The sequence below is a fragment of the Pseudomonas sp. LF020 genome (assembly GCF_053456425.1).
In genome coordinates this window covers 818,364-842,608 of record NZ_JBRFIX010000002.1, presented here as the reverse complement: position 1 = coordinate 842,608, position 24,245 = coordinate 818,364, and the positions used below count along the sequence as shown (strand labels likewise).

Here is a 24,245-nt window from a genome sequence, read left to right as displayed (position 1 = left end):
AAGTGAAACGATGCATCGCCGATGGTAGTGTGGGGTTTCCCCATGTGAGAGTAGGTCATCGTCAAGATTAAATTCCGAAACCCCAATTGCGAAAGCAGTTGGGGTTTTGTTTTGCCCGCAGGAAAGTGTTTTGCCTGCCAATACAGGCCCTAACTGCTTGTTTTTGCCCCGATCTGACGCGAAAGCCACGCCCGGCTGTAGGCCAGAACACGGCTGGCCATGGTGGTTGGAAAATGGATAAAGCCATGGGCGGACGAGGGCAGTAGATGTACTTCAACAGGTGCTGATCGTTGCCAGCGCTCAGCCAATTCCAGCGTGTCATCTCGCAGCGGATCCAGTTCACCGGTGAACATCAACGCCGGTGGCAATCCGCTCAAGTCGCCGTACAGCGGAGACAATGGCGCCTGCCGGCGTTCATCATCGCTCAATCCTGGAGTCAACAAACGTAGCGCCTCGACCATGCCCGGCCCGTCGAGCACCAGCGTTTCAGCGGGTGCTGCGTGCACGCTTGGGGTGCCCGCGAGATCGTAGACGCCGTAATAAAGCAGGGCGCCGCTGACCCGCTGCAGTAAATCGGCTGATTGCTTGAGCGCCAACAGCGTGGCGACGGCCAGGTGCGCGCCCGCCGATTCGCCGACAACGATCACCGGCAGACCGACGAACTCCGTGCAATCGTCGCTTAGCAGCCAGCGCGCGGCGCACAGACAATCCTGCATGACATCCTCAATAGGCGTATTGACTGCCAATCGATAGTCAACCGATACCACTGCCACGTTGCATGCCTTGACCATGGCGATATTGAGGTCGTCGTTCATCTGCGCATTGCCGATCACCCAGCCGCCACCGTGGTAATCCAGCACCACACCTTGAGCCTTCCCTTGCGGTCGGATGATTCGGACGGGCACTGAAGCACCTTGCGAATAGACCACAGTGTTTTGCGCAAGCAGGTCATATTTGAGCGGTTTGTCCGTGCCGACAATCTGACAGAAGCGCAGCAATGCCTGGATCAAACGCGGAGTCAGCCGATTGCGGATGCGAAACCGCGGCAGCCAGGCGAGTTTGCGGTTGAAGCGCTGCATCTGCGCCAGATCACTTTCGCTGAATTCAAGCGTGTTATCAGCCAAATCCTTTCTCCCTCATCAGCAATCCCCCCTTAAAGATACATGCCGTTACGGCGGAGAGGTGAAAGGCGCCGCGCGGTCAGGAACATGTGCATCATTCCCCACACGCTGCAATGTTTCCGGCACCGCCAACCACAACAGCACAAACGCCACCCCGGCAATCACCGCCAGGGTCAGAAAAGCCGCGTTGTAACCGGCCTCCTGCAACACAATGCCCGCGACACTACTGCTCAATGCCGCGCCCAGGCCGAACACCGTCGAAAGAGCGCCGAGGCTGATGTTGAAGTGGCCGGTGCCCAGCGTCAGGTCTTTCACTACCACCGGGAACAGTGCACCGAAAATCCCCGCACCGAGGCCGTCGAGCATTTGCACCGCAACCAGCCAGTAAGGATCAGCAGACAAGGTGTAGAGCACGCCACGCAACGGCAGAATCAGGAAGCCTGCGAGCAGCAGCGGCTTGCGTCCCCACACATCGGCTTTGGCCCCGACCAGCAAGGCGACCGGCACCATGACCAGTTGCGCGGCGACAATGCAGGCCGAGGTCAACGGCGTCGCCATCTGCAAGTTGACCTGCGCCAGTTTCTGGCTCACCAATGGCAGCATCGCCGCGTTGGCCAAGTGGAAGAGGGCACAGCAGATGGCGAACATCAGCAGCGCCTTGTTGGTCAGCAGCACCGCCAATCCCGAAGGTGCCTTACTGTGTGTGGCGTCGCTGGGGTCCAGTCCCCGGGCCAGATCATGGTTGATCGCGTTGCCATCGACGAAGCTCACGGCGATTACACTGCACAGCGCCATGACCGCCATCAGATAGAACACCGCCACCGGCCCGAACAGGTAGGCGAAACCACCGGCCAGCAGCGCCGCGCAGGCGTTGCCGGCATGGTTGAAGGTTTCGTTGCGTCCAGTGCGTCGGGTGAACGCGCGCGGCCCGGTGATGCCCAGGGTAATCGCCGAAATGGCCGGAGCGAACACCGACGCTGCTGCGGCGCTCAGGGCTTGGGTGATCGCCACCAGACTGAAGGACGTGACGAAGGGCAATACCACGCAACTGCCGGTCACCAGTAACGCGGCAATCGCGATCACCGCGCGTTTACTGCGGGTGTTGTCGACCAGGGCGCCGGCGGGTGTCTGGGTGACAAGGGCGGCGATGCCGGCCAGGGTCATCACCAACCCGATGCTGGCCGGCTCCCAGTGGTGAACCGCCAACAGATAAATCGCCAGATACGGCCCGAGTCCGTCGCGCACATCGGCGAGGAAGAAATTCAGGCTGTCCAGCGAGAGGTTGTTGCGACGATCGTTATGAGTGACCACGCTGGCATCTTCAATAAACGAGGTTTGGCGAAATGCCTCAACCTCCGCTAAGTCAGTGACTAGTCGCCCGCGGATTTAGTTTCGTGCAGGGTGCAGGCGCGAGGCTCGAATCGCTCGACGTTCTCCCGAGCAATGGCAACCCGAAAAAGGTCAAGCCAATACCGAACAGGGCGCTGACACTCAGCGGATCGTCGAACTGCAGCCACGCCCACAGCAGCGTCACGGGTGGCGTCAGAAACAGTGCGCAACTGATGCGTTGCATGCTGAAACGCTGCAGGCAAAGCCAGTAAAACCCATAGCCGCCGAAGGTCGAGAAAATCACCAGCCACAGCACGCCACTGGCGAAATCCGTACTGATGGGCGGGCACAATTCACCCTCGACACCGGCCAGCAACGCAAACAGCGGCACCACGGCACACACCTGAATGAACAGCGCTGTAGTGACCGGCATTGCCACGCCGGCGCGGGCTTTTTCAAACAAGGTGGCAGCCGCCAGCGACAGCACCGCCAGCAATGGCAAGCTGTAGACCCACAGCGTCGCATTGGCCCATTCGACACTCGCGGCGCTGGCCAGCAGCATGCCGATCACACACAACGCCAAACCCAGCCATTGCCAGCCGCGCGTGCGCTGGCCCGGGACGCTGCCCGCCAACAATACAATGGTCAGCGGCAACAGATTGGCAAACAGTGACGCGGTGCCCGGCGTGACGCCAAGTTGAATCGAGGCAGCAATCGGTCCGATGTAGCCACCAATAGCAAACAGTCCCAGCAGTGCCTGATGCCGCACATCCTTGCCGCGCAAACCACGCAAGCCAGCCCAGGCGAAGGGCAACAACAACAACGCCGCCAGCATAAATCGCCACAACGAGGCCAGGTACACGCTGCCCTGATCGGCGATGTAGCGATAACCGATGAATCCGGAACTCCAGCTGACCACCATCGCCATCAGCAAGCAAAAATTCAGCAGTGAAAATCGAATCGGCATGACGTTCATCGAATGGCACCTGACAGAGGGCTGAGTTCGATGATATGAATCAACCGATGATGCATTCAAACGATACGATTCGCACCACTGATGCAGGAATTCTCAAGCATGGCCGAAGCCCTTGATATCGAACTGTTGCGCACCTTTCAGGCGATCGTGCGCTTCGGGCAATTTCTCGCCGCCGCGAGTTTCCTCAACAAGAGCCCGTCGGCAGTCAGCCTGCATGTGCGGCGTCTGGAAGCGCTGGCGGGCGGGCGATTACTGGAGCGCGATAACCAGACTGTCAATCTCACGCCGCTGGGTCGACGCTTCGCCCTGCAGAGCGCCGAACTGTTGCGCCATCACGATCAATTGCTGGCGAGTTTCAGCACGCCGCTGGCCAGTGGGCGGGTTCGCCTAGGGATTTCCGAGGAGTATGCCGGCGCGGTACTGGGCTGTACGTTGCCGCACCTGTCGGCAGATTTTCCGCACATCGAGCTGGAAGTCGAAACCGGTGCCAGCGGCCGTCTGAGTGCGCGTCTGGAGCGCGGGCAACTGGATCTGGCGTTGCTGGTGGTCGTCGCCGATGCGCCGTCATCGACGCGTTGCGTAAGGATGCTGGGCCTGACCCAGCCAGTGTGGGTCGCCGCGCACAACTACACGCAGGATCTCACCCGGCCGGTACCGCTGGCGTTGCACGGCAAGGGTTGTCCTTATCGTAGCGTTGCCGTGGATGCATTGAGCGAGCAGAGTCGGCGGTGGCGCGCAGTGATTGTCAGCGCCGGTGCCAGCGCGCTGGAAACAGCCATCGAGGCCGGACTGGCGGTGGGCATTGTTGATCGCGCGCAAGTGCGACCCGGCATGCGGGTGCTGAGCAGTGAAGAGGGATTACCCGAGTTGCCGCTGCACGAGTTGCGCCTGATGCGGGCACCGGGTGAATTGAGTGAGGCGGGGGAGGTTTTGGTGCGTTTGATCGGTGACGGCTTCGTGTTGTGAGGTGTTGATCGACGGCAGCCCTGGGCAGGGCCGCCGTCAGTCATCGCATCAGTTGATCCGCGGATGCTGCTGCACTAACTCCTTGCGCTTGGCTTCCAGCTCGGCAATTTCGGCGTCGATGTCTTCGATTTTCTGCTCGATGTTGTCGTGGTGCTCCTTGAGCAGTTCCTTCGCTTCCTCAAGGTCCGACGCCGCCGGCGCGGCACCGCGCAGCGGTTTGTTGGCGGTCTCTTTCATGGTCACGCCGGTGATCAGGCCGACCACGGCAATCACCATCAAGTAGTAGGCCGGCATGTACAGGTTATCGGTGCTTTCTACCAGCCAGGCCACGGCAGTCGGGGTCAGGCCGGCAATCAGCACCGAGACGTTGAACGCGGCGGCCAGTGCGCTGTAGCGGATATGCGTGGGAAACATCGCCGGCAGGGTCGAAGCCATGACGCCGATGAAGAAGTTGAGCAATACCGCGAGGATCAGCAAACCTGAAAAGATCAGACCGATCTTGCCGCTGTTGATCAGCATGAACGCCGGAATCGCCAGCAGGAACAAGCCGATGCTGCCGATCACAATGAAAGGCTTGCGGCCGATCTTGTCGCTGATAAATCCAATAGCCGGCTGCACGAACAGCATGCCGACCATGATCGCGATGATGATCAGCACGCCACGGTTTTCGCTGTAGTGCAGGTTGTGCGACAGATAGCTCGGCATGTAGGTCAACAGCATGTAATAGGTGACGTTGGTCACCGCCACCACACCGATACAGGTCATCAGGCTGCGCCAGTGTTTGGTCGCGACTTCCTTGAACGAGACTTTCGGGCCGCCGGCCAGACCTTCACGATCGCCTTCTTCGAGCTTCTCGACATGCTGTTGAAACGCCGGGGTTTCTTCCAGCGCATGCCGCAGATAAAGGCCGATCATGCCCAGCGGCAGGGCGAGGAAGAACGGCAGGCGCCAGCCCCATTCGAGGAATTTCTCTTCGCCGATGATCGCCGAGATCAGCACCACCACACCGGCGCCGAGGACGAAGCCGGCAATCGAGCCGAAATCCAGCCAACTGCCGAGGAATCCTCGCTTGCGATCGGGCGCGTATTCGGCGACGAAGATCGAGGCGCCGGTGTACTCACCGCCGACCGAGAAACCCTGGGCCATTTTCGCCAGCAACAACAGGATCGGCGCCCAGATGCCGATCGACTCGTAGGACGGTATCAGGCCGATGGCGAAGGTACTCAGCGACATGATCACGATGGTCGCGGCCAGCACTTTCTGCCGCCCGTACTTGTCGCCCAGCGCACCGAAGAACAGCCCGCCCAACGGACGGATCAGGAACGGCACCGAGAAGGTCGCCAGCGCTGCAATCATCTGCACGCCAGGGTCGGCGCCGGGGAAGAAGATCTTGCCCAGTGCATAGGCGACGAAGCCGTACACCCCGAAGTCGAACCATTCCATGGCGTTGCCCAGTGCGGCGGCGGTGATCGCCTTGCGCATCTTGGCGTCGTCGACAATCGTGATGTCTTTCAATCCGATGGGATTGACCTTGTTTTTCCTTGATTTCATGCGGGTCACTCATAGCTGAACGGATTCGATGCCATTGTTTTGCTGGCATGGCTTCTTTCCGTCAGATACAAGAAGACACGAAAAAATTCACTGCTCAGGGCATTTTTGTCGTTTACCCGTGCTGATGCACCGCGCAAGCAGCGGCTCCCACCCGGCGGCGATTACGCAAAAGCACAAGACGTCAGGCTGAAAACCCGGATAATGGCCGCCAATTCGTTTTTGCTCTCTGGTAAACCCGCATGGAAATCAAGGTCAACTTTCTCGACAACCTTCGACTTGAAGCCAAGTTCGACGACTTCACGGTGATCGCCGATCAGCCCATTCGCTACAAGGGCGATGGCTCGGCACCGGGGCCGTTCGACTACTTCCTGGCGTCGTCGGCCTTGTGCGCGGCTTACTTCGTGAAGCTGTACTGCGAAACCCGCAACATCCCGACCGAGAATATTCGCCTGTCGCAGAACAACATCGTCGACCCGGAAAACCGCTACAACCAGATCTTCAAGATCCAGGTCGAACTGCCGGCGGACATTTCCGAGAAGGATCGTCTGGGCATCCTGCGCTCGATCGATCGCTGCACGGTGAAGAAGGTCGTGCAGACCGGCCCCGAGTTCGTGATCGAGGAGGTCGAGAACCTCGACGCCGATGCGCAAGCGCTGCTGATGCCGCATTCGACCTCTGAAGCGGGAACCTACATCGCGGGTAAGGATCTGCCGCTGGAGCAGACCATCGCCAACATGTCGGGGATCCTCGCTGATTTGGGGATGAAGATCGAAATCGCTTCGTGGCGCAACATCGTGCCTAACGTCTGGTCGTTGCACATCCGCGATGCGCACTCGCCCATGTGCTTCACCAACGGCAAAGGCGCGACCAAAGAGGGCGCGCTGGCCTCGGCACTCGGCGAGTTCATCGAGCGCTTGAACTGCAACTTCTTCTACAACGACCAGTTCTGGGGCGAGGACATCGCCACCGCCGAGTTCGTGCATTACCCGAACGAGCGCTGGTTCAAACCGGGTCCGAAGGACGAGCTGCCCGCAGAGATTCTCGACCAATACTGCCTCGACATTTACAACCGCGACGGCGAGCTCAAAGGTTCGCACCTGTTCGACACCAACTCCGGCAACACCCAGCGTGGCATCTGCTCGCTGCCGTTTGTGCGCCAGTCGGATGGCGAGGTGGTGTACTTCCCGTCGAACCTGATCGAAAACCTGTTCCTGAGCAACGGCATGAGCGCCGGCAACACCTTGGCCGAAGCCCAGGTGCAGTGCCTGTCGGAAATCTTCGAGCGCGCGGTCAAACGCGAAATCCTCGAAGGCGAAATGGCCTTGCCCGACGTGCCGCAGGAGGTGCTGGAGAAGTACCCGAGCATTCTTGCCGGGATCAAAGGCCTGGAAGAGCAGGGCTTCCCGGTGCTGGTCAAGGACGCGTCGCTGGGCGGCGAATTCCCGGTGATGTGCGTGACCCTGATGAACCCCCGCACTGGCGGCGTGTTCGCCTCGTTCGGCGCGCACCCGAGCCTGGAAGTGGCGCTGGAACGCAGCCTCACCGAACTGCTGCAAGGCCGCAGTTTCGAAGGCTTGAACGATCTGCCGCAGCCGACTTTCTCGGGCCAGGCAGTGACCGAACCGAACAACTTCGTCGAGCACTTCATCGACTCCAGCGGTGTGGTGTCGTGGCGCTTCTTCAGTGCCAAGTCTGATTTTGAATTCGTCGAATGGGACTTCTCCGGGCAGGGCGAAAACTCCAACACCGAAGAAGCCGCAACGCTGTTCGGCATCCTCGAAGACATGGGCAAAGAAGCCTACATGGCGGTCTACGACGACCTCGGCGCCAACGCCTGCCGGATTCTGGTGCCGGACTACTCGGAAATCTATCCGGTGGACGACCTGATCTGGGACAACACCAACAAGGCCCTGCAATTCCGCGCCGACATCCTCAACCTGCACAGCCTGAGCAAGGTCGGCCTGCGCAACCTCGCTCAAGGCCTGGAAAACAGCGAGCTGGATGATTACACCGACATCACCACGCTGATCGGCATCGAGTTCGACGACAACACGCCGTGGGGCAAACTGACCATTCTGGAACTGCGCCTGCTGATCTACCTCGCCCTGCAGAAATTCGAACAGGCCAAGGATCTGGTCGAAGCCTTCCTGCAATACAACGACAACACCGTCGAGCGCGGCTTGTTCTATCAGGCGGTAAACGTGTGCCTGGAAATGGAGCTGGATGAGGATCTGGAGCTGGCCGATTACGAGGCCAACTTCCGCCGCATGTTCGGTGACGAGCGCATGGACGCGGCGATCGGCTCGGTCAACGGCAGTGTGCGTTTCTACGGTCTGACACCGACCAGCATGAAACTCGAAGGGCTGGATCGTCACCTGCGTCTGATCGACAGCTACAAGAAGCTGCACGCGGCGCGCGCCAATGCGGCGGGTTTGAATCGCTGATTGGTAAGCCTGTAGTGAGGGGATTCATCCCCGATGGCGTGCAAAGCGAGCCCGGCTTCTTCAACCAATAGAGAAGCGGGCCTGCTACGCAGTCCATCGGGGATGAATCCCCTGGCCACAAATAAGTATTCTGGTGACACAACCTCATGTGGAAGCAAGCCGGCTCGCGAAGAGCGCGTGTCAGTCGCCATCGTCCTGGCTGACAGATCGCATTCGCCAGCAGGCTGGCTCCCACACTGGATCTCTGGCCGCCGCCAATCCTGGGTCCACCCAACAACCCTGTGGGAGCTGGCTTGCCAGCGATTGGGCCGTGTCAGCCAACATCACTTTCGGCGCTCTCAGCGCTTGCACTGCGCCTGCACCACCTGACAGGTGTTCGGCGTGCCTCCGGAGCGGCTCGCATAACGCATGCAGTTATTCATCGACTTCTTGCGCGCCATGCTCAAGGTGTCCCCCCAAGCCAAGCCACCTTCGCCGGAACTGGGCACGGCTTTGGCGTAGCAGTTCGAGCCGTTGGTGGCGTAGCGCTTGCTTGAACAGCCGGCCGTCAGCGCCATGGCGGTGGCGAGCAGGGTCAGTAGCACCCAGGACGAGCATTGGCGTGCGGTGATTGTGGTCATCTGGGTTCCTCGTTGGGTCATGCGCCTCGATTGCCTCGCTGACAGGCGTTGGGCATTATCCAGCAATCGACATAAGGAAGCGTCCCCAATGCGTGCACCCACACTACACCTGATGTGCGGCAAGATCGCCTCGGGCAAATCGACACTGGCCCAATCACTGGCTGAGGAGCACCGCGCGCTGGTGCTCAGTGAGGATCAGTGGCTGTCGCAGCTGTATCCGGAGCAGATCAGATCCGTGGCGGATTACCTTCGATGTGCGCGGCAGATTCGCGGGGTGTTGGGGCCGTTGGTGATCGATGTGCTCGCGGCCGGGGTGAGTGTGGTGCTGGATTTTCCGGCCAATACCGTGGCGGATCGGCAGTGGCTGCGAGGGCTGGCAGATAGCGCGCGAGTGCCGCACTGCCTGCACTATCTCGAAGTGGATGACGACACCTGCCGCGTCCGGCTGCATGCACGCAACGCGCTGGCGGAGCATGAGTTCGCGGCGTCGGATGCGGAGTTTGATTTGATCACGCGCCACTTTCAGGAGCCGGACGTGGGCGAGGGGCTGGAGATTGTCATGCACCGCAATCGGCAACAGGGCTAGTTCCCACAATGATCTCAGTCTGCCAACCTGCTGCATGACCCTGTAGGAGTGAGCCTGCTCGCGATGGGGCCATGTCAGGCACCCCGCACACTCTGCTGCACAAACCGCTCGATCAACCACCGCGCCGCCGGTCCCGGTGGCAGGTCGGTGCGGTAGATGACGTCGAACGGGTAGATGCCGCTTTGGTACTCCGGCAGGTTCAGCTGTACCAGTCGGCCAGACTGCAAATCTTCCTCGACCATCGGCAACGGCATGTTCCCCCAGCCAATCCCTTCGCGCAGCAGCATGTGTTTGGCACCCAGATCCGCCAGGCGCCAGGTGCGGTTGCTGAGAACGGCGAAGTCGCGATCCTTGGTCAGTTGCGAGCGATCGGACAACACCAGTTGCGTCAGTTCACGCCCGGCCCCCGGTGTGTTCGCTTCACCCGAAGCCAACGGATGATGCGGTGCCGCCACCGGAATCAACTCGACGTTGCCGGCACCGATACGCTCGATCGCATCGATGCCTTCGTTCATTGGCCCACTGACGCCAATGATCGCGCCACGATTGATCACCCGCTCAGTCACCGCCCCCAGCGCCTCCATGTGCAAATGCAGAGCGACGGTGGGAAACGCCTCGCGAAACGACTTCAACGCATCCACCACCCGCTGCGGCGGCAGCATCACGTCCAGCACCACATGCACCTCGGCTTCCAGCCCCTGCAACAGGCCTTTGACCTTGGCGCGCAAGCCATGCACGCCGTTGGCGATGGTGCGCGCCTCGGCCAGCACCGTGCGGCCGGCCTCGGTGAGTTGTGGTTTGCGCGTGGTCTGGCGATCGAACAGCGTTACCCCCAGCTGCAATTCCAGATTGGCCATCGAATAGCTGATCACCGACGTTGCGCGGTGCAGCTTCCTCGCGGCGGCGGCGAAACTGCCCAATTCCACCACCGTCAGAAACACCCGCAGTTGATCCAGCGTCGGCGTGCCCGGGTCAGAAATCATGGCTGTTACCTCGTCATCATCAGCGAACTGGCATCGTCGCTGAGCTGCGTCAGCTTGTCTATTTTCTAGAACGTAATGATCGAAATTAGTCGGCTATTCAGATTAGATGGCCAGGCGCACCATTTCCTCACTTGGACGATTCATCTCGGATCGCCGCACCTTTGAAGGAAATACGGTCATGACCACTACCGCAAACATTGCTCCAACCGCTACTGAACAAACCCGCAATGACGTCACCCAGGCCTCGGCCTCGTTGATCGGCCGCATTCTGCTCAGCGCGATCTTCATCCTCTCCGGTTTTTCCAAACTGGCGGCGCCGGCGATGATGATCGGCTACATCGGCTCGGTCGGTCTGCCGCTGCCGCAAGTGGCGCTGGCGCTGGCAATCATCGTAGAAATCGGTGGCGGCCTGGCACTGATCGCCGGCTACCGCACCCGAACCGTCGCCGCCGTGCTGGCCGTGTTCAGCGTGGTCACTGCGCTGGCGTTCCACAACGCCTTGGGCGATCAGAATCAGTTCATCCACTTTTTCAAGAACATCGCCATGGCCGGTGGCCTGTTGCAAGTGGTCGCGTTCGGCGCCGGTCGTTTCAGCCTTGACGCTCGTCGTCACTGATCACGCGCTACCCACTCCAATCGATCGAGGTCTCTCATGAAAGCCATCCGTGTGTACGAATACGGCAACCCCGAAGTGTTGCAACTGGAAGACATCGCCGACCCTGTGGCCGGCGAAGGTGAAGTGTTGATCGAGGTCGCCGGGGCAGGGGTCAACCCGATCGACTGGAAGGTGCTGTCCGGCGCGATGAAAGCGTTCATTCCGCTGCCACTGCCATTCACCCCGGGCGTTGAAGTGTCCGGCAAAGTAATCGCCACTGGCCCCGGTGTGACCCAACTCAAGCTCGGTGATGAAGTGTTCGGCTTCATCAACATCGTCGGTGGCTATGCGAGCAAAGCCGTGGCCCCGGTGAGCAAACTGGCGCTGAAACCGCAATCCCTCAGCGCCTTGCAGGCTGGTGCCGTTCCGGCCACCGCGCTCACCGCGTGGCAAGCGTTGACCGAGCACGCTGGCGTGCAGCGGCGGCAGAAAGTGCTGATCCACGCCGCCGCCGGTGGCGTGGGCAGCATGGCGGTGCAGATTGCCAAGTACCTGGGCGCCGAGGTCATTGCCACCGCCTCGGCCAGCAACCACGCGTACCTCAAGCAGCTTGGTGCTGACTACGTTATCGACTACACCACGCAGGCGTTCGATGAGCTGGTATCTGAAGTCGACGTAGTGCTCGATCTGGTCGGCGGCGACACCCAGAACCGTTCGTTCCGCGTGTTGAAACGCGGAGGCTTACTGATCTCGCCGGTCAGCGCGCCGAGCATCACGCTGGCCAATGACTATGGCGTAACCCCGATCAACTTCGCCACCCGCTCCGACGGTGCGCAGTTGTCGTTGATCGCCGAACTGTTCGATCGCGGCCACCTCACGGTCGACGTCGAAGTGTTCCCGCTGAGCGAGGCGCAACGTGCGCTCGAGATAAGCCTGAGCCGCCGTGGTCACGGCCGGCTGGTCCTCGATCCCACGAAGTAGTTCGCCGCTCACGATTGCACCTTAGAGACCTGCTTGCTCTTCATCGGGCAAATACTGAAGTCGGGTCAAATGGTCGACCCGACCTCAGCACGCCATCAGCAAAATCGGCACTTTGCCCGCATTAGGGCAAAACGCTCGGGTGTTGATCAGTCAGTTGGCGCACGACGATCTCCACCGCCTGATCCACGCTGACATTCGCGGTGTCGAGACACAGAATCGGCTGCGTCCAGGCCTCATATTCGTGATTCACAACAGAAAACCAACTCGGTGGCGTCAGCCCCATGATGTCTGATTTTCGCTGCTCGACCCGACGACGATGCTCACGTCGATCCGAGCAAATCACTTCGATGTTGAGCAACGGCACACCCGAGCGAGCCGCGATGTCGGCCCACGCTTGCCGGCTTTCCTCGACGGGGTTCACGCAATCAACCACGACACTGTGGCCAGGACGCAGGTTGTTCACGGCCAGCTCGTTGGCGACCCGGTAACCACTGGTACCCACATCATCAGCCAGAACCCCGGTGTTGCGGATGGCTTGTTCGATCGTGTCGATCCGCAGACAGGTCGCATCCAGCCGGATCGCGAGTGATCTGGCGATCGTGGTCTTGCCGGTTCCCGGCAGGCCGCTGAAGACAATTAGCATTGGCAGTCCTTGTTCGCAGTGGCCCATGTCGCGTTCAGAAGTGGATGAAGAGCTGACTTACAACGCCCACATCCGAACCAGGGCAAATTGCAGATCCACAGGGACGCATGTCCGGCCATCCACCCACTCATCTTCGCGAAGACGGCGCCCGGTATTGGTTTCGCGCTCGCCTTTGGCGATGACCAGGACGAACAGGCGGGTAGGGCACTCGAAAGAGCGCAACCGATCAACATCGGCCCGCACCGACCAATCGCCCTCCAGGCACTTGGCCTGCGAGACATCGCCCAGGCATTTGATTTCGGCGACCATCCTCGGAGCACCGTTGTCGTCCAATGAGTACAGGTCTGCCTTGCGTCGGTCGCCTATCGGCAGATCCGTCCAGATCTCGGTCTCATCTTCGAACCAGGCTTGCAGACTGATCTGGGCTTGAATCCAATGCTCGCGGCAACTGTTGAGTTGCAGCACTTGCTCAAGATTCTTCTCCATGCCTTGAAAGGCGCGCTCGAACAAACCGAGCCATTGAGCGGTGTCCATTTCCGATTTCCTGTTTCAGTCCATTTGGGGGAGGGATTATGGACGGAATCGCCTTCAACCGAAAACTCCACATTCATCACCGGCAGACATCATTCCTGTGGCCAACACAAACAACTGTGGGAGCTGGCTTGCCAGCGATGGGGCCGTGTCAGTCTCCATCCTTCCCACTGATCCACCGCCATCGCTGGCAAGCCAGCTCCCACAGGGTTATCTGTTGCTCCCGGAATTTGCGAAACAAACTGATCCCTGACGGACAAAAAACGCAGTCCACGGCCCGATCGCGCAGCCATTTCCTTGCGCAGTCGTTCTGTCATATTTGGTATCAGTTGCTTGCAGATAGTAGCCAGCCCAAAGCTAATTCCAATGAGGCTGCACTGTGTTTCAACGTCTTGTGTGTTCGCTGTCCGTTCTGAGCCTGTCCATCGCCGCTGCCCACGCCGCCGAGCCTGTCGCGCTCGACACGCCGCGCCTGCAAAGCATCGACAATTTCCGTGATGTCGCCGGCCTCACCACCGCGTATTCCACCGCCCACGACGGCACCATGCGTGGCGGGGTGTTTTACCGCTCCAACGCGATCACGCCGTCGGCAGCGGATCTGGCGATCCTCAACAGCCTCGGGATCAAAGCCGTCTACGACCTGCGCACCCCGAGCGAAATCGCTGGCACGCCGGACACGATGCTGAGCGGTGCGACCTACCAGAACATCGACATCATCGGCAGCACCACCTCGGGCGCGAACATCACCACCGTGTCGTTCAAAAGCGCCGCCGACGCCATCGCCATGATGGAACAGACCAACCGCGCCTTCGTCAGCGATGCGGGGATGCGCGGTCAGTTCGGCAAGCTGTTCAACGAACTGGCCAGCACCGACGGTGCGCAACTGTTCCACTGCACCGCCGGCAAGGACCGTACCGGCTGGACCGCCGCCGTGCTGCAGAGCATCGCCGGGGTCGATAACGCGACCATCATGGCCAACTACCTGGCGACCAACGACTACACCGCCGCCCGCGTCGCCGCGACTCTTAAAGCAATGCCGCCAGGCATGGCCTCGGTCTACGCGCCGTTGCTCGGCGTGCAGGCCAGCTACTTGCAGGCCGGGCTCGATGAAGTCACCGCCGAATACGGCAGCATGGACAACTACCTCAAACAAGGCCTCGGCCTGTCGCAGGAAACCATCTACGTGCTGCGCGGCAAACTGGTCGAGTACAACAGCCTTCCGGGTCAGGCCGGATTGATCGGCAACGCTGCTGCCGGTGCCGAATTGCTCCGCGAGTTGCAGAACACCAGCCTGTCCGGCACCTACAGCGCCTACAACTACTACCTGCAATCGGCGATCGATGCCGGCACCCTCGGCGGTGTCGAGTCCCAGGTCGGCGGCCAGGTTCACGCCGATGCCGCCAGTTACCTGCTGCGCCAGAATGCAATGATCGAACAAGCCGCCGCATCGTACGCCAGCGGCTCCGATCTGAAAGTCGGGCAATACCGTTTGTGGACCACCGCGCTCGCCGGTTACCTCGGCACCGACGGCTCGTCTCACGCCGAGAGCAGCAACGAACACAGCCAAGGCCTGATGGTCGGCATCACCCAGCGCTTCTCCGAACAACTCAGCGCACGCGGCGGTTTCGGCTACAGCAAAGGCACCGTCGGCGGCGCGGGCGGCGAGGCCGATACAGATTTCACCTTCTTCAACCTCGGCGCACGCTACGGCTTCACCAGCCTGGAACGCGGCCTGTTCATCGACGCCAATGCCAGCGCCGGCTACGTCGATTACGACAGCAAACGCGACCTCGGCGGCGGCCTCGGCACGGCCAAAGGCGATACCCACGGCAACCTCACCGGCGCCACCATGGCGCTGGGTTACCGCGCACCGGTCAACGGCATGATCTTCGAACCGAGTCTCGGCGTGCGCGTCAGCCACCTCGACCTCAAAGGCTTCCAAGAGAAGGGCAGCGAACTGGCACTCGACGTCGACGACAACACCGCCACCCGCCGCAGCGCCGTCGCCAACCTCAACGTGGCCTTCGCCCCGGTAGCAATGGGCGCCTGGCAACTGGTGCCGGGTGTGCAAGTCGGCTACGAACGCACGTTGGGCAACAACGACGTCAACAGCAACGGCCACCTGCTGGGCCTCGACATCGAACAGCGCGCCGCCTTCGACAACCGCGACCAGTTCAGCGGCGGCGTCAACCTGATGGCCAGCCTCGGCGCCGTCAGCGTCGGCGCGGAAGTCGGCGCCAGCGGCGGCGGTGACAGCCACGGTTTCAGCGGCAGTCTCAAGGCCAGTTACGCGTTCTAAGTGATCGGATGACAATCAGGTCAAGGATGACCCCAAAACTGAAGGACGCTCCCAAACCTGTGGCGAGGGAGCTTGCTCCCGCCGGGCCGCGAAGCGGCCCCAAAACAGCTCGATTCAAACACACCCAACCGGCTCGCCAACCTGACCATCCAGCTCAGCAATCCCCCCACAACGCCCCCCAACAAACCGCAAAAGCTCCCCCGCAGACATCGGCTTGGCAAACAACCAACCCTGCCCGAAATCCACCCCACGACCGCGCAAATACTCCAGTTGCGCTTCCGTCTCAATCCCTTCAGCCACCACCTTCAAGCGCAAACTCTTGGCCATGTCGATGATATGCGCCGTCACCGAACTCGCCTGCGGATCGCGCCCGATGGTGTCGACAAACGACTTGTCGATCTTCAGCACATCCAGCGGCAGCTGCTGCAAATGCTGCAGGCTGGAAAACCCCGTGCCGAAATCATCGATGGCTGCCAGATGCCCCGACTCCCGGGCCTGATTCATCGTGTGTCGAGCCGATTCGATCTGCACAAAACCGCGCTCCGTGGCCTCCAGCCAGATCTGGCCCGGCCACACATCAGCCTTGCTCATCGCGGACTTGAGCCGGGGCAGGAAACGACCGCTGCTGACATCCGCCGCCGCCAAATTGATCGCCACGTGCAGGCTGCGCTCCTTCACCAGCAGCGGCCCGAGATCCTGCATGACGTGATCGATCACCTGATCGGTGATCGGCAGAATCAGCCCACTTTCTTCCGCCAGTGGAATAAACAGATCGGGCCGCACCAGGCTGCCGTCCGGATGCCGCCAGCGCACCAGCGCTTCGGCCCCGACACACGCGCCATTGCGCAAATCAATGATCGGCTGATAGTGCACGATGAACTCACGATTGCGCACCGCCAGCTCCAGCTCCGCCAGTGGCGACAGACGCTTGCGCGTACGCCGCACAATCACCAGCGCAAGCATCCCGGCAAGCAACCCGCCGATCGGCAGCAACAGCATCTCCCGGCGCACCAGACCTTGCAGCAACTCATGACGCGACACCGCCGCAATCGCCACCCAGTCACCGCTGTGCACCAGCGTATACAGATAACCGTCCTCCAGCGCGGAAGCGGGGCCCAGGTGCACGCGACTCATGAAGCGCTCCGCCCCTGGCCGCGACACGCCCACCAGATGCCCGGCAGCGGTGCCGACCATCAAGTGCACGTCGTCCTCAACCAGCACCTGCAAAAACTGCTCGGGGTCGACCAGCACATTGAACGCCGCGTACTGCAGCGCCATCATCGGCTTGGCCGGCACAATCCGCGCCTGCACCCCGAGCGACACACGCACGCCATCAGACGTAATGAAGTCTTCTTTCCACGGCGTCACCCGATGGCCCACCGGCCCCCAAGAGCCGCAGGCATAAACCTCTTCCTCGACATAGCCGATCGACTTCACCGCAAAGGTGTTGATCGTCAGCAGACGCATCTCGTCGATGCTCTCCGGCGTACACGGCGCAAGGCTCGACGCGGCGACGCTCTTCAGCACCCCGGCGGCTTCATGGAACGTATTGTTGGCGCGGCTGGACGCCACGGACGCCAGCGATTCGAGACGTTGCTGCGCCGCTGCCAGGTTCAACACCCAGGCGACGTAACCCATCAAAAGTACTGGAAGCAAGACACACGGAAGGCCCAGGAGAATGCTCCCCCAGACAATGCGTTTTTTGTTCATTTGACGCCACCTTGGCCCACGGCCCGTGACGTGCGGCTGCACGGCTGTTAATCAGCAACTACAGATTAGCGCCGGCGCCATCAGCCGATCTTGCCGCAGATCAATACTCCTGCCGCCCACGCCTGTCAGCGTCGCGGGCGCGCGCCCGAGCGCAAATCCGCCGGACTCACCCCATACGCCTGCTGAAAATACTGACAAAACCGCCCGACATTACTGAAGCCAAAGCGCAGCGCCACCTCCGTCACCGACGCCGAATGCCGCTGTCCCAGCGCCTCGAAAGCCCGCTCCAGCCGCACCTGACGCTGATACGCGACAATCGACATCCCGACAAACCGCCGAAACCCCTCCTGCAATGCACGCTGACTGACATTGCTCAACCGCGCTAACTCCACGCCACTCACCAATTGCTCCGGATGCGCCTGAATAAACTCCATCGCCAACTTCACATGCCGCGGCGCCACCCTCGGCGCCGGCTGGCGCAACGCCTCGGTGAAATTGTGCGGCCACGCCTCCAGCACCGCATCAATCAACATCTCGCGCAACCGCGACGGCATCAGCGTGCCGCTGTTGAGCAACAGATCAAACTCCGTCCCTGTCGCCAGATCAATCAACGCCTTGATCCCGCCAAACGCCGCCGTGTGCAGATCCACCACCGGCTCAAACACAATCTTCTGCACAACCGGCCGCCCCAACAACGCCGCCAACCGCTCGGTCAACTGCCCCCGATTCACCGAAATCCCGTGCTGCGCATGATTGTCGAGAAACCGCATCGAACGGATATCCGCCTTATCAATCGCCAACCCCACCTGCGCCACGCCGACGGACTCGGTACGGTGGTTGAACACAATCTTGCCCGCCGTGGGAATCACGAACGTTATCTCGTCCTGCGGGTCGGGGAAGGTGACGGTGAAATCGCCGTGATAATGCATGCGCCGGAAACTGACGCCGTCGTGTCTGCCGTAGACGCCGCCGATGATGATGCTGGAAGGGATCGGTGGGGTGTCAGCGTAGCGATTGCCGAAGAGCCGGGAGAAGAGGGCGCCGAAGTCATCGGAGTGGAGGTTTTCGGAGCGGAGGATGATTTTTGGGCGGGGTGGGGCGACGGAGTACACCTTGGGGCACCTTTTGTTGGGGCTCTTGGGTAAGTGGGGAGGAGGCGCAGGGGAGGTTAGCAGGTTGGGGGTGACTGGTTTGTGACGGGAAATTGAGTCGCTGGAGTCCAGTCCGCTTTCCGGCATCAGTGGACATTATTGCTTCAGAGCGTGAAATGCCACCAGACGTAAGTTCCGATAACGAACGTCGTTGTTAGCTGTGATGAGATTCCTGTTGGTGCAACGGCTTCGTGCGTAAATGAGGCATTGCCGTTCTAATACCACACCTTACAGTTCAACGAGTCAGGAACACGCCTGAGTTGTACCACCCGCTATCGCACTGTTCATCCTGCTGCACTGCTGAGCTTGTACTGACTAGTTACTTGTCGGGTGCGCAGAAATTCCCGATCTTTGTGCGAATGACGCCCGAGGCTATTGGTTATAACGAAAATACAGGCTGGCAGCTGAAAATGATTTAAGTCGCGCCGTTGACAGTCATGAATGAACTAAGTGATATTTCAATTGCTTTCAAACCCAGGAAATGGAGACAACGGAAAAATGTCATTCAATTATCAGGAAGTCCCTAGCGTACTTATTCAGGATCCGCTGGCGGGGCATGCTTATGTCATCAGCAGCGATGAACTCAAAGAGTTTGAACTTACACCGGCCAGCCTGAAAAGCATAAATGACGGAGTTGTGACGTTTGTCGTTCCTGATGACGAGTTCATCGAAACGACGCCAGCATTCAACGCCAGCGGTAGTAAAACTCCTAGTGTTATTGTTCAGGTACTTTCTGTAAACAAGTCCTTTCTGCTCAGCTATGAGCAACTTCAGTTATTCCGGGTGCAGCAGCCAAACGATTACGGTGGTTACGGTATTTCCTTCGTCATTCCTTCCGGCAACGAATTCCTCGAAGACCTTTCACCTGTTCAACAGGCGATGTTGCAGAGCGGAGAGGTCTGCGACGCGGGTACGTCCAGTCGCAAGATCTGCTCGCTGCCGGCACAGAGCGAGCAGTACGCTCACTAGTCAATCGGGCCCGGCGCGTTGTGCCCGGGCCATTCAGCAGAATGGATGCCCGCAGCAATGGAACGGTTTTCCCTTTCAAAAAAAAACTTGCCCTGAATCCGTCAGATGATATTCGCTATTTAGTCATTGATGATTTTCTCGAAGATGAAGTCTGCAAGGCACTGCACGCAGAGCTTTTGGCAAATCAGATGTGGCGTCAGAAAAATCCGTTATCAAAGCATCTGCACAACGCTCGTCCTAAAAGCGACCTGATTATCTCTTTGGTTAACGGAATAACTGCGCAAATAAGACAGGATGCGCTTGAAGATGTCGAACTTATAGATTATTGGGCGCTGTTATATTCGCTCAATACCGACGGCAATGTACACGCCGACTTTGGCCAGCTCACACTGACGTATTGGTTGACGCCGGAACATTACAATCTTGATCCGGTAACGGGCGGGCTTTTGTTATATGACGTGCGGCGCGACCCTGGACAGGGTGCCAATATATATTTGGCGGCGGGAAAGGAGTCCGAAGACTATGTTAATACACGTACGCGAAGAAAAGTGGTTATTCCCTATCGATGCAATCGGGCTGTGCTGTTTGATTCCAGTCACTATCATAAAACCCATTCGCCGAACTTCGATAACTCTCGCCCTGAGGGTATGAGAATGAATTTGACGTTGGCCTATGCAAGCGCCGCACATGTTGAACGACAGTTCAAACTCATCGAAGGCTGATTCGGGCGATCCTCATGCAAGGCATTATTTATAAGCTGTTCAACGAACATTATCGACTGCTCACCGACAGCGCCGAAATGTACGCCTTTCTTCTCGATGTGCTGGAAAAGCACGTCGTCGTCGACGCTCGGGTCAAGCCTAAGTACGACATTCGTATTCCATGGCTGAGCCCGGAGAGAAGGCGCTATCTGACGCGCACGGCTCCCTCGTCGGATCATGCCTTGACGGAGGTTTCCATCCGCGAAGGGGCGACATCGTTCTCGGCATGGTCCAGTACTGCGCCGCCGCTCGTTCCATTCAACCTGGACGTGATTGACGGTCGTTACTTCGCTTTCCATGCGGCGGCTGTCGAAGTTCCCCGGTACGGCGCAATCATCCTGCTTGGCAACAAGGGGGCAGGTAAAAGCACCAACTCGCTGGCCTTGTGCAAGGAGCAGGGCTGGTCATTGCTCACCGATGAAACCTGTGTGATTGACGCTCATGACCTGAGTATTCAGGCCTTGTTGCGCCAACCGCATGGTTATGAAATCGATGAACAGCGCGTCGCGCGCAAAAGCGTACTGCGCTATGCCGACAACCCGTGGCTGGTCACGGCCAGTGTCGCGACCCCGCGACTGGCTTTCGAACTCGTGCACATTCAGGGGCTGTCGATACCCCACGTTCAGCCGATCAGCGACCCGAAGATTGCGACCCAGATATTGCTCAGGCATCAGTTGCAATTCGGCAGTTCGCCCAGTGCTGCCTTGTCGTGCGCGAAAGCATTGGCGGCCAACGTGCAACTGAGTCAGATACATCATGGTGGTTATGAAAGCTTTGCACTGACCCGCGAAACCATTTTCAGCAGCGTCAACAGGATGTTCGCATGACTGCGTTTTTTACTAATCCCTCGCTTTACATACTGCAGACCAAACTGGTTTCCCCGAACAGCCAGGGCAATAGCCGCTGGACGGTCATAAACCCGGATACCACTGCACTTTACGGGGCCGTCGGCAAAGATGTTTACCCCAGACTGCTGCAGATTCTGAAGCGTGCAGGTACGCCGTCCGGCGTGGATCCGGCGGATGTTGCAAACCTGGTGGAGAAGGGGCTGCTTACCGAAGACCAGCACCGCCGGATACGCACTGAGGGCCGATGGTTTCTCGATCATTACCATGAGTTTGTCCACGACTACCGCTTCCATAACTACGCCTCGGTAGAGCGCTTCAGGAAAGATCGAGAACAAATGGCCGAATATGGCAAGATCCAGACGCCGCCATCGGTCTATACGCAACGCGACCAGCGTTCTGAAACCTTCTTGCTTGCACCGCCCCGAATGGACCTCGATGAGGTAGAAGACGAGCTGCAATTACTCAGCAATATTCTGTCGGGTACGTTCCTCGCTGTAGGTCAAATCGAGGGTGGAGATTTCGGGCCTTGGCTGCGCAAGGCCAGCCCCTCGGGCGGCGCACGCCATCCGACCGAAGCGTGGGTGATGGTGTATGGCAAGCGTGACATCGCGGACGGGCTCTATTATTTCGACGCACCTTCCAATCAATTGTTTTGGAAAGGCCCTTATCGGTCGGCCGACGATAGCGAGCAGTTAGCGCTCATCATTACCGCTCACGTAGAGCGACCAATGTGGCGCTACCGTGAAAGCAGAAGTTTTCGCGCCGTACTTCTGGATGCCGGGCACTGCATGGAAACGCTCAACCAACTGAGCGTAGCGTTTGGCTGGACGCTGAAGGGGCGGGATATCCCACAAGCCGTTCTGCAGGTCCTGGACCTTCAGGACATCGCGCTGTGTGCCCTGGACATCTGTCGAGGGGCCGGCGACGGATCGGCTGTCGGGATCGAGCAACCGACGTCTTGTGCCCCTCAAAAGGTGCCGCGCGTAGAGCGAGATACCGAATACCGGACCAATCCTTTTCTGTGGGGATCGTTCACGGGGGCGGAGCTGACCGGCACGATTGCCTACCCGCAAAGCACGCGCCTCACGCTGAGTGACGATATGCTGCGCATATTGAGCTATGCCCAGGTATCCCGACGCGGTGACCGTCCCTCGACGCCGGGCGCTATCAGCGCCAGTCTTGGCGTTCCAGACGAGCTGATCAGAGTCCTTGTCGAGTCGGGACTGCTGCTCGAGCAGGAACGCGTCAAGGCGCTCTATGCCGAGGCCGCTCACTGGATCGCTCACGGCTGGTACCAAAACCTCTTGCTCTACCTGGAATACCGGTCGACCAAGATTCACGCATCAAGCCAACAAAACCTCACGCTTCTCGCACCCCCCAGACCTGAACACCCTGGCACCCTCTGGCGGGCGCTTTCGCGCCATCGAAAAACCACCCGATCCTTTACCGCTGACACTATTTCGGCAGAGCACTTGAGCCAAGTACTGGCGCCTTGCCTGGAACTGCTGCAGAGCCACGCCTCGCTGGAGCTGTTTCATCTGAAAAGGCATGCCTACGGTCATTTCGAGGGGGAAAAGTGGAATAAGGCGTCAGCGAGTTTCGTTGCCCAGGCGTCGGTTGCCGCCGCGGCGCTGGAAAGTGCGGTCATCGGTCAAAGCCCGATCATTCAGGCATCGAACGTGCTTTGGCTTTCCATCTCGGTACGGGATCTGACTGCGGAAGGTTATTTCAACGCCTTGATGGTACTGGGTATCGCCGCGCAGAAACTTTGCATCCAGTGTGCATTGCTGGGGTTGGGTATATTCGTGACCCCTGCATCAAACGATGGCGAGGCCGCGACGATCAGCCAGCTCGACTCGCTGCATACTATCAATTACTTCGCAGCCATCGGGCACGGGGCAGGAGCTGTCAAACGTGAAGACTGAAAATGGATCTTTGGCCTACAGCGATCAGCGGCGTCTGCTGAGAAACATCAACCACTCGACACTTGTGCAGTTCGCTACGCTGGCGATGTCGCTGCTCTTCGGCGCCTACATGATCAGGCGCGTCGGTGCCGACTATTTTGGACACATCACGTCGGCCAATGCGGTCATCTCCATCTGCATCATCTTTACCACTTTCGGCTGGCCGGTCCTGCTGACCAAAATTTTCGCCAACGGGCATCGAGCAACAGCGTTGCGGGCACTGCGAAAATCTGTCGGCGATGCATGTGTCATCACAGTCCTGACCGGGGCGGTGCTTTATGTGCTGATTCTGCTCGGCGTTCTGAAAGAACCGGCGTACCACTTTGCCTTTTTGCCCTTGCTGATCTTTCTGCGATCGCTGGCAGCCTTGGCAAAGGCGGTACTTGACGGGCTCGGCAAGGTCGTCGTCGAGCAATATGCACTGGGAATCGTCCTGCCTCTACTGACCATCCTGTGTTTCATATTCGCCGGCACACTGGACAGCGTTGACAGCCTGTTCGTCATTTACAGCCTGTCAGCGCTGATCGGCCTGGCCGTGCTGGCGGGGATCGCCACTACGGCTGCCGGCCCGGGGCTCGACGCTAATCAGGCACCACCAGCGGAAAAGCGCTCACACAACTGGTGGCTGATGTCCGCAGGCCTGTCGAACGTCGTGCTGCTGAACACCGACATCATCATCATGGGCCACTACGTCGCAGAAGGGGTGATCGCCGTCTACGGGATCATCAGTGTGGTCGTGGCAGTGATGACCATGGCAATCTCGGCTGGAAACGCAATCTATGCGCCAGTCATCGTCAAGCACTATCAGAACAATGATTACAGGGCCGCGCGCATTACCTTCCGCAGCGTGCAGAAACGTGTATTGATCTGGTCACTGCCGTTCTTCCTGATCGTGTCCCTGTTCCCGGGCGAAATTATCGGCGCCCTGGCTGGAAACACGAGCGACCCGGATCTGGCCGGATGCCTGATTATTCTCGCCGTCGCTCAACTGGTGAATGCAGCGACTGGCCCCGTGGCCACTTCGCTTTACATGAAAGGCGAGATTGCGTTCTTCGCCAGCAGCATGATGATCGCAGTCGTGTTGAATATCGCCGGTAACCTGTGGCTGGTCCCTGAGTTCGGCGTGCTGGGGGCAGCTGTTTCCACTGCCGCTGTCATCGCGCTCGCAAACGTCGCCCAGTACCTCAGGGCCCGTCAGTTGCACATCGTCTAGGAGA

21 protein-coding genes are annotated in these 24,245 nt (G+C 59.4%); 11 read left to right on the top strand and 10 right to left on the bottom strand.

Annotation, left to right across the window (positions count from 1 at the left end; genetic code table 11):
- Positions 1-149 precede the first annotated feature (149 nt).
- The 3 genes from ACU680_RS07675 to ACU680_RS07665 all read right to left on the bottom strand — a co-directional run bounded on the left by ACU680_RS07675 (position 150) and on the right by ACU680_RS07665 (position 3,426).
- Entirely contained in the window at positions 150-1,079 is a 930-nt protein-coding gene (locus ACU680_RS07675; protein WP_448179139.1) for an alpha/beta hydrolase, read from the bottom strand.
- Positions 1,080-1,169: 90 nt separating this feature from the next.
- A complete protein-coding gene (locus ACU680_RS07670; RefSeq protein ID WP_448179125.1) occupies positions 1,170-2,432 on the bottom strand; it encodes an MFS transporter in 1,263 nt (420 codons plus the stop codon).
- Between the two features lie 52 nt (positions 2,433-2,484).
- On the bottom strand, positions 2,485-3,426 hold the full coding sequence (locus ACU680_RS07665; protein ID WP_367084730.1) for a DMT family transporter: 942 nt from the start codon (positions 3,424-3,426) through the stop codon (positions 2,485-2,487).
- A gap of 99 nt (positions 3,427-3,525) precedes the next feature.
- Here ACU680_RS07665 and ACU680_RS07660 point away from each other — a divergent pair, with 99 nt between their 5' ends.
- Complete coding sequence (locus tag ACU680_RS07660) at positions 3,526-4,392, top strand: LysR substrate-binding domain-containing protein (protein ID WP_448179124.1); 867 nt, start codon at positions 3,526-3,528, stop codon at positions 4,390-4,392.
- A 48-nt stretch (positions 4,393-4,440) separates the two neighbouring features.
- Here the strand turns inward: ACU680_RS07660 and proP are convergent, their stop codons facing one another.
- Positions 4,441-5,943 carry a glycine betaine/L-proline transporter ProP gene (gene proP / locus ACU680_RS07655; protein ID WP_448179123.1) on the bottom strand — a complete coding sequence of 501 codons (1,503 nt, stop codon included), beginning with the start codon at positions 5,941-5,943 and terminating at the stop codon, positions 4,441-4,443.
- Between the two features lie 239 nt (positions 5,944-6,182).
- Here proP and ACU680_RS07650 point away from each other — a divergent pair, with 239 nt between their 5' ends.
- The gene (locus tag ACU680_RS07650) at positions 6,183-8,387 is read left to right on the top strand and encodes an OsmC domain/YcaO domain-containing protein (protein WP_367084727.1); all 2,205 of its coding nucleotides are present in this window, start codon (positions 6,183-6,185) and stop codon (positions 8,385-8,387) included.
- Positions 8,388-8,725: 338 nt separating this feature from the next.
- Here the strand turns inward: ACU680_RS07650 and ACU680_RS07645 are convergent, their stop codons facing one another.
- The gene (locus tag ACU680_RS07645; protein ID WP_367084726.1) at positions 8,726-9,007 is read right to left on the bottom strand and encodes a hypothetical protein; all 282 of its coding nucleotides are present in this window, start codon (positions 9,005-9,007) and stop codon (positions 8,726-8,728) included.
- Positions 9,008-9,095: 88 nt separating this feature from the next.
- On the opposite strand from ACU680_RS07645, the gene ACU680_RS07640 reads away from it, so the two are divergent.
- On the top strand, positions 9,096-9,593 hold the full coding sequence (locus ACU680_RS07640; protein WP_448179122.1) for a P-loop nucleotide/nucleoside kinase family protein: 498 nt from the start codon (positions 9,096-9,098) through the stop codon (positions 9,591-9,593).
- Positions 9,594-9,667: 74 nt separating this feature from the next.
- Here the strand turns inward: ACU680_RS07640 and ACU680_RS07635 are convergent, their stop codons facing one another.
- On the bottom strand, positions 9,668-10,576 hold the full coding sequence (locus tag ACU680_RS07635; RefSeq protein ID WP_123588110.1) for a LysR family transcriptional regulator: 909 nt from the start codon (positions 10,574-10,576) through the stop codon (positions 9,668-9,670).
- A gap of 178 nt (positions 10,577-10,754) precedes the next feature.
- Here ACU680_RS07635 and ACU680_RS07630 point away from each other — a divergent pair, with 178 nt between their 5' ends.
- Both ACU680_RS07630 and ACU680_RS07625 read left to right on the top strand, forming a co-directional pair.
- Entirely contained in the window at positions 10,755-11,192 is a 438-nt protein-coding gene (locus tag ACU680_RS07630) for a DoxX family protein (protein ID WP_123588109.1), read from the top strand.
- 36 nt (positions 11,193-11,228) lie between these two features.
- Entirely contained in the window at positions 11,229-12,152 is a 924-nt protein-coding gene (locus ACU680_RS07625; RefSeq protein WP_448179121.1) for an NADP-dependent oxidoreductase, read from the top strand.
- A gap of 121 nt (positions 12,153-12,273) precedes the next feature.
- Here the strand turns inward: ACU680_RS07625 and ACU680_RS07620 are convergent, their stop codons facing one another.
- Together ACU680_RS07620 and ACU680_RS07615 are read right to left on the bottom strand one after the other, a co-directional pair.
- Positions 12,274-12,795, bottom strand: coding sequence for a P-loop nucleotide/nucleoside kinase family protein (locus ACU680_RS07620; protein ID WP_367084723.1), 522 nt, complete (start codon positions 12,793-12,795; stop codon positions 12,274-12,276).
- Between the two features lie 57 nt (positions 12,796-12,852).
- Complete coding sequence (locus ACU680_RS07615) at positions 12,853-13,329, bottom strand: hypothetical protein (RefSeq protein WP_367084722.1); 477 nt, start codon at positions 13,327-13,329, stop codon at positions 12,853-12,855.
- A gap of 376 nt (positions 13,330-13,705) precedes the next feature.
- Between ACU680_RS07615 and ACU680_RS07610 the strand changes: the two genes are divergently transcribed.
- Complete coding sequence (locus tag ACU680_RS07610) at positions 13,706-15,625, top strand: tyrosine-protein phosphatase (protein ID WP_448179120.1); 1,920 nt, start codon at positions 13,706-13,708, stop codon at positions 15,623-15,625.
- Between the two features lie 114 nt (positions 15,626-15,739).
- On the opposite strand, the gene ACU680_RS07605 is transcribed toward ACU680_RS07610, so the two are convergent.
- Together ACU680_RS07605 and ACU680_RS07600 are read right to left on the bottom strand one after the other, a co-directional pair.
- Positions 15,740-17,263: an EAL domain-containing protein gene (locus ACU680_RS07605; RefSeq protein ID WP_448179119.1), complete on the bottom strand. Its 1,524-nt coding sequence runs from the start codon at positions 17,261-17,263 to the stop codon at positions 15,740-15,742.
- A 197-nt stretch (positions 17,264-17,460) separates the two neighbouring features.
- On the bottom strand, positions 17,461-18,447 hold the full coding sequence (locus ACU680_RS07600; RefSeq protein ID WP_448179118.1) for an AraC family transcriptional regulator: 987 nt from the start codon (positions 18,445-18,447) through the stop codon (positions 17,461-17,463).
- A gap of 537 nt (positions 18,448-18,984) precedes the next feature.
- Here ACU680_RS07600 and ACU680_RS07595 point away from each other — a divergent pair.
- From ACU680_RS07595 to ACU680_RS07575, 5 genes are read left to right on the top strand one after another with little or no spacing between them, the layout of a single operon-like run.
- The gene (locus tag ACU680_RS07595; protein ID WP_367084720.1) at positions 18,985-19,455 is read left to right on the top strand and encodes a hypothetical protein; all 471 of its coding nucleotides are present in this window, start codon (positions 18,985-18,987) and stop codon (positions 19,453-19,455) included.
- A 41-nt stretch (positions 19,456-19,496) separates the two neighbouring features.
- The gene (locus ACU680_RS07590; RefSeq protein WP_007969042.1) at positions 19,497-20,177 is read left to right on the top strand and encodes a 2OG-Fe(II) oxygenase; all 681 of its coding nucleotides are present in this window, start codon (positions 19,497-19,499) and stop codon (positions 20,175-20,177) included.
- Between the two features lie 14 nt (positions 20,178-20,191).
- Positions 20,192-21,043: a hypothetical protein gene (locus ACU680_RS07585; protein ID WP_007969043.1), complete on the top strand. Its 852-nt coding sequence runs from the start codon at positions 20,192-20,194 to the stop codon at positions 21,041-21,043.
- Positions 21,040-22,989: a nitroreductase family protein gene (locus ACU680_RS07580; protein ID WP_400759644.1), complete on the top strand. Its 1,950-nt coding sequence runs from the start codon at positions 21,040-21,042 to the stop codon at positions 22,987-22,989. Before ACU680_RS07585 ends, ACU680_RS07580 begins: the two co-directional genes overlap by 4 nt.
- Positions 22,979-24,241 carry an MATE family efflux transporter gene (locus ACU680_RS07575; RefSeq protein ID WP_367084718.1) on the top strand — a complete coding sequence of 421 codons (1,263 nt, stop codon included), beginning with the start codon at positions 22,979-22,981 and terminating at the stop codon, positions 24,239-24,241. Before ACU680_RS07580 ends, ACU680_RS07575 begins: the two co-directional genes overlap by 11 nt.
- Positions 24,242-24,245 lie beyond the last annotated feature (4 nt).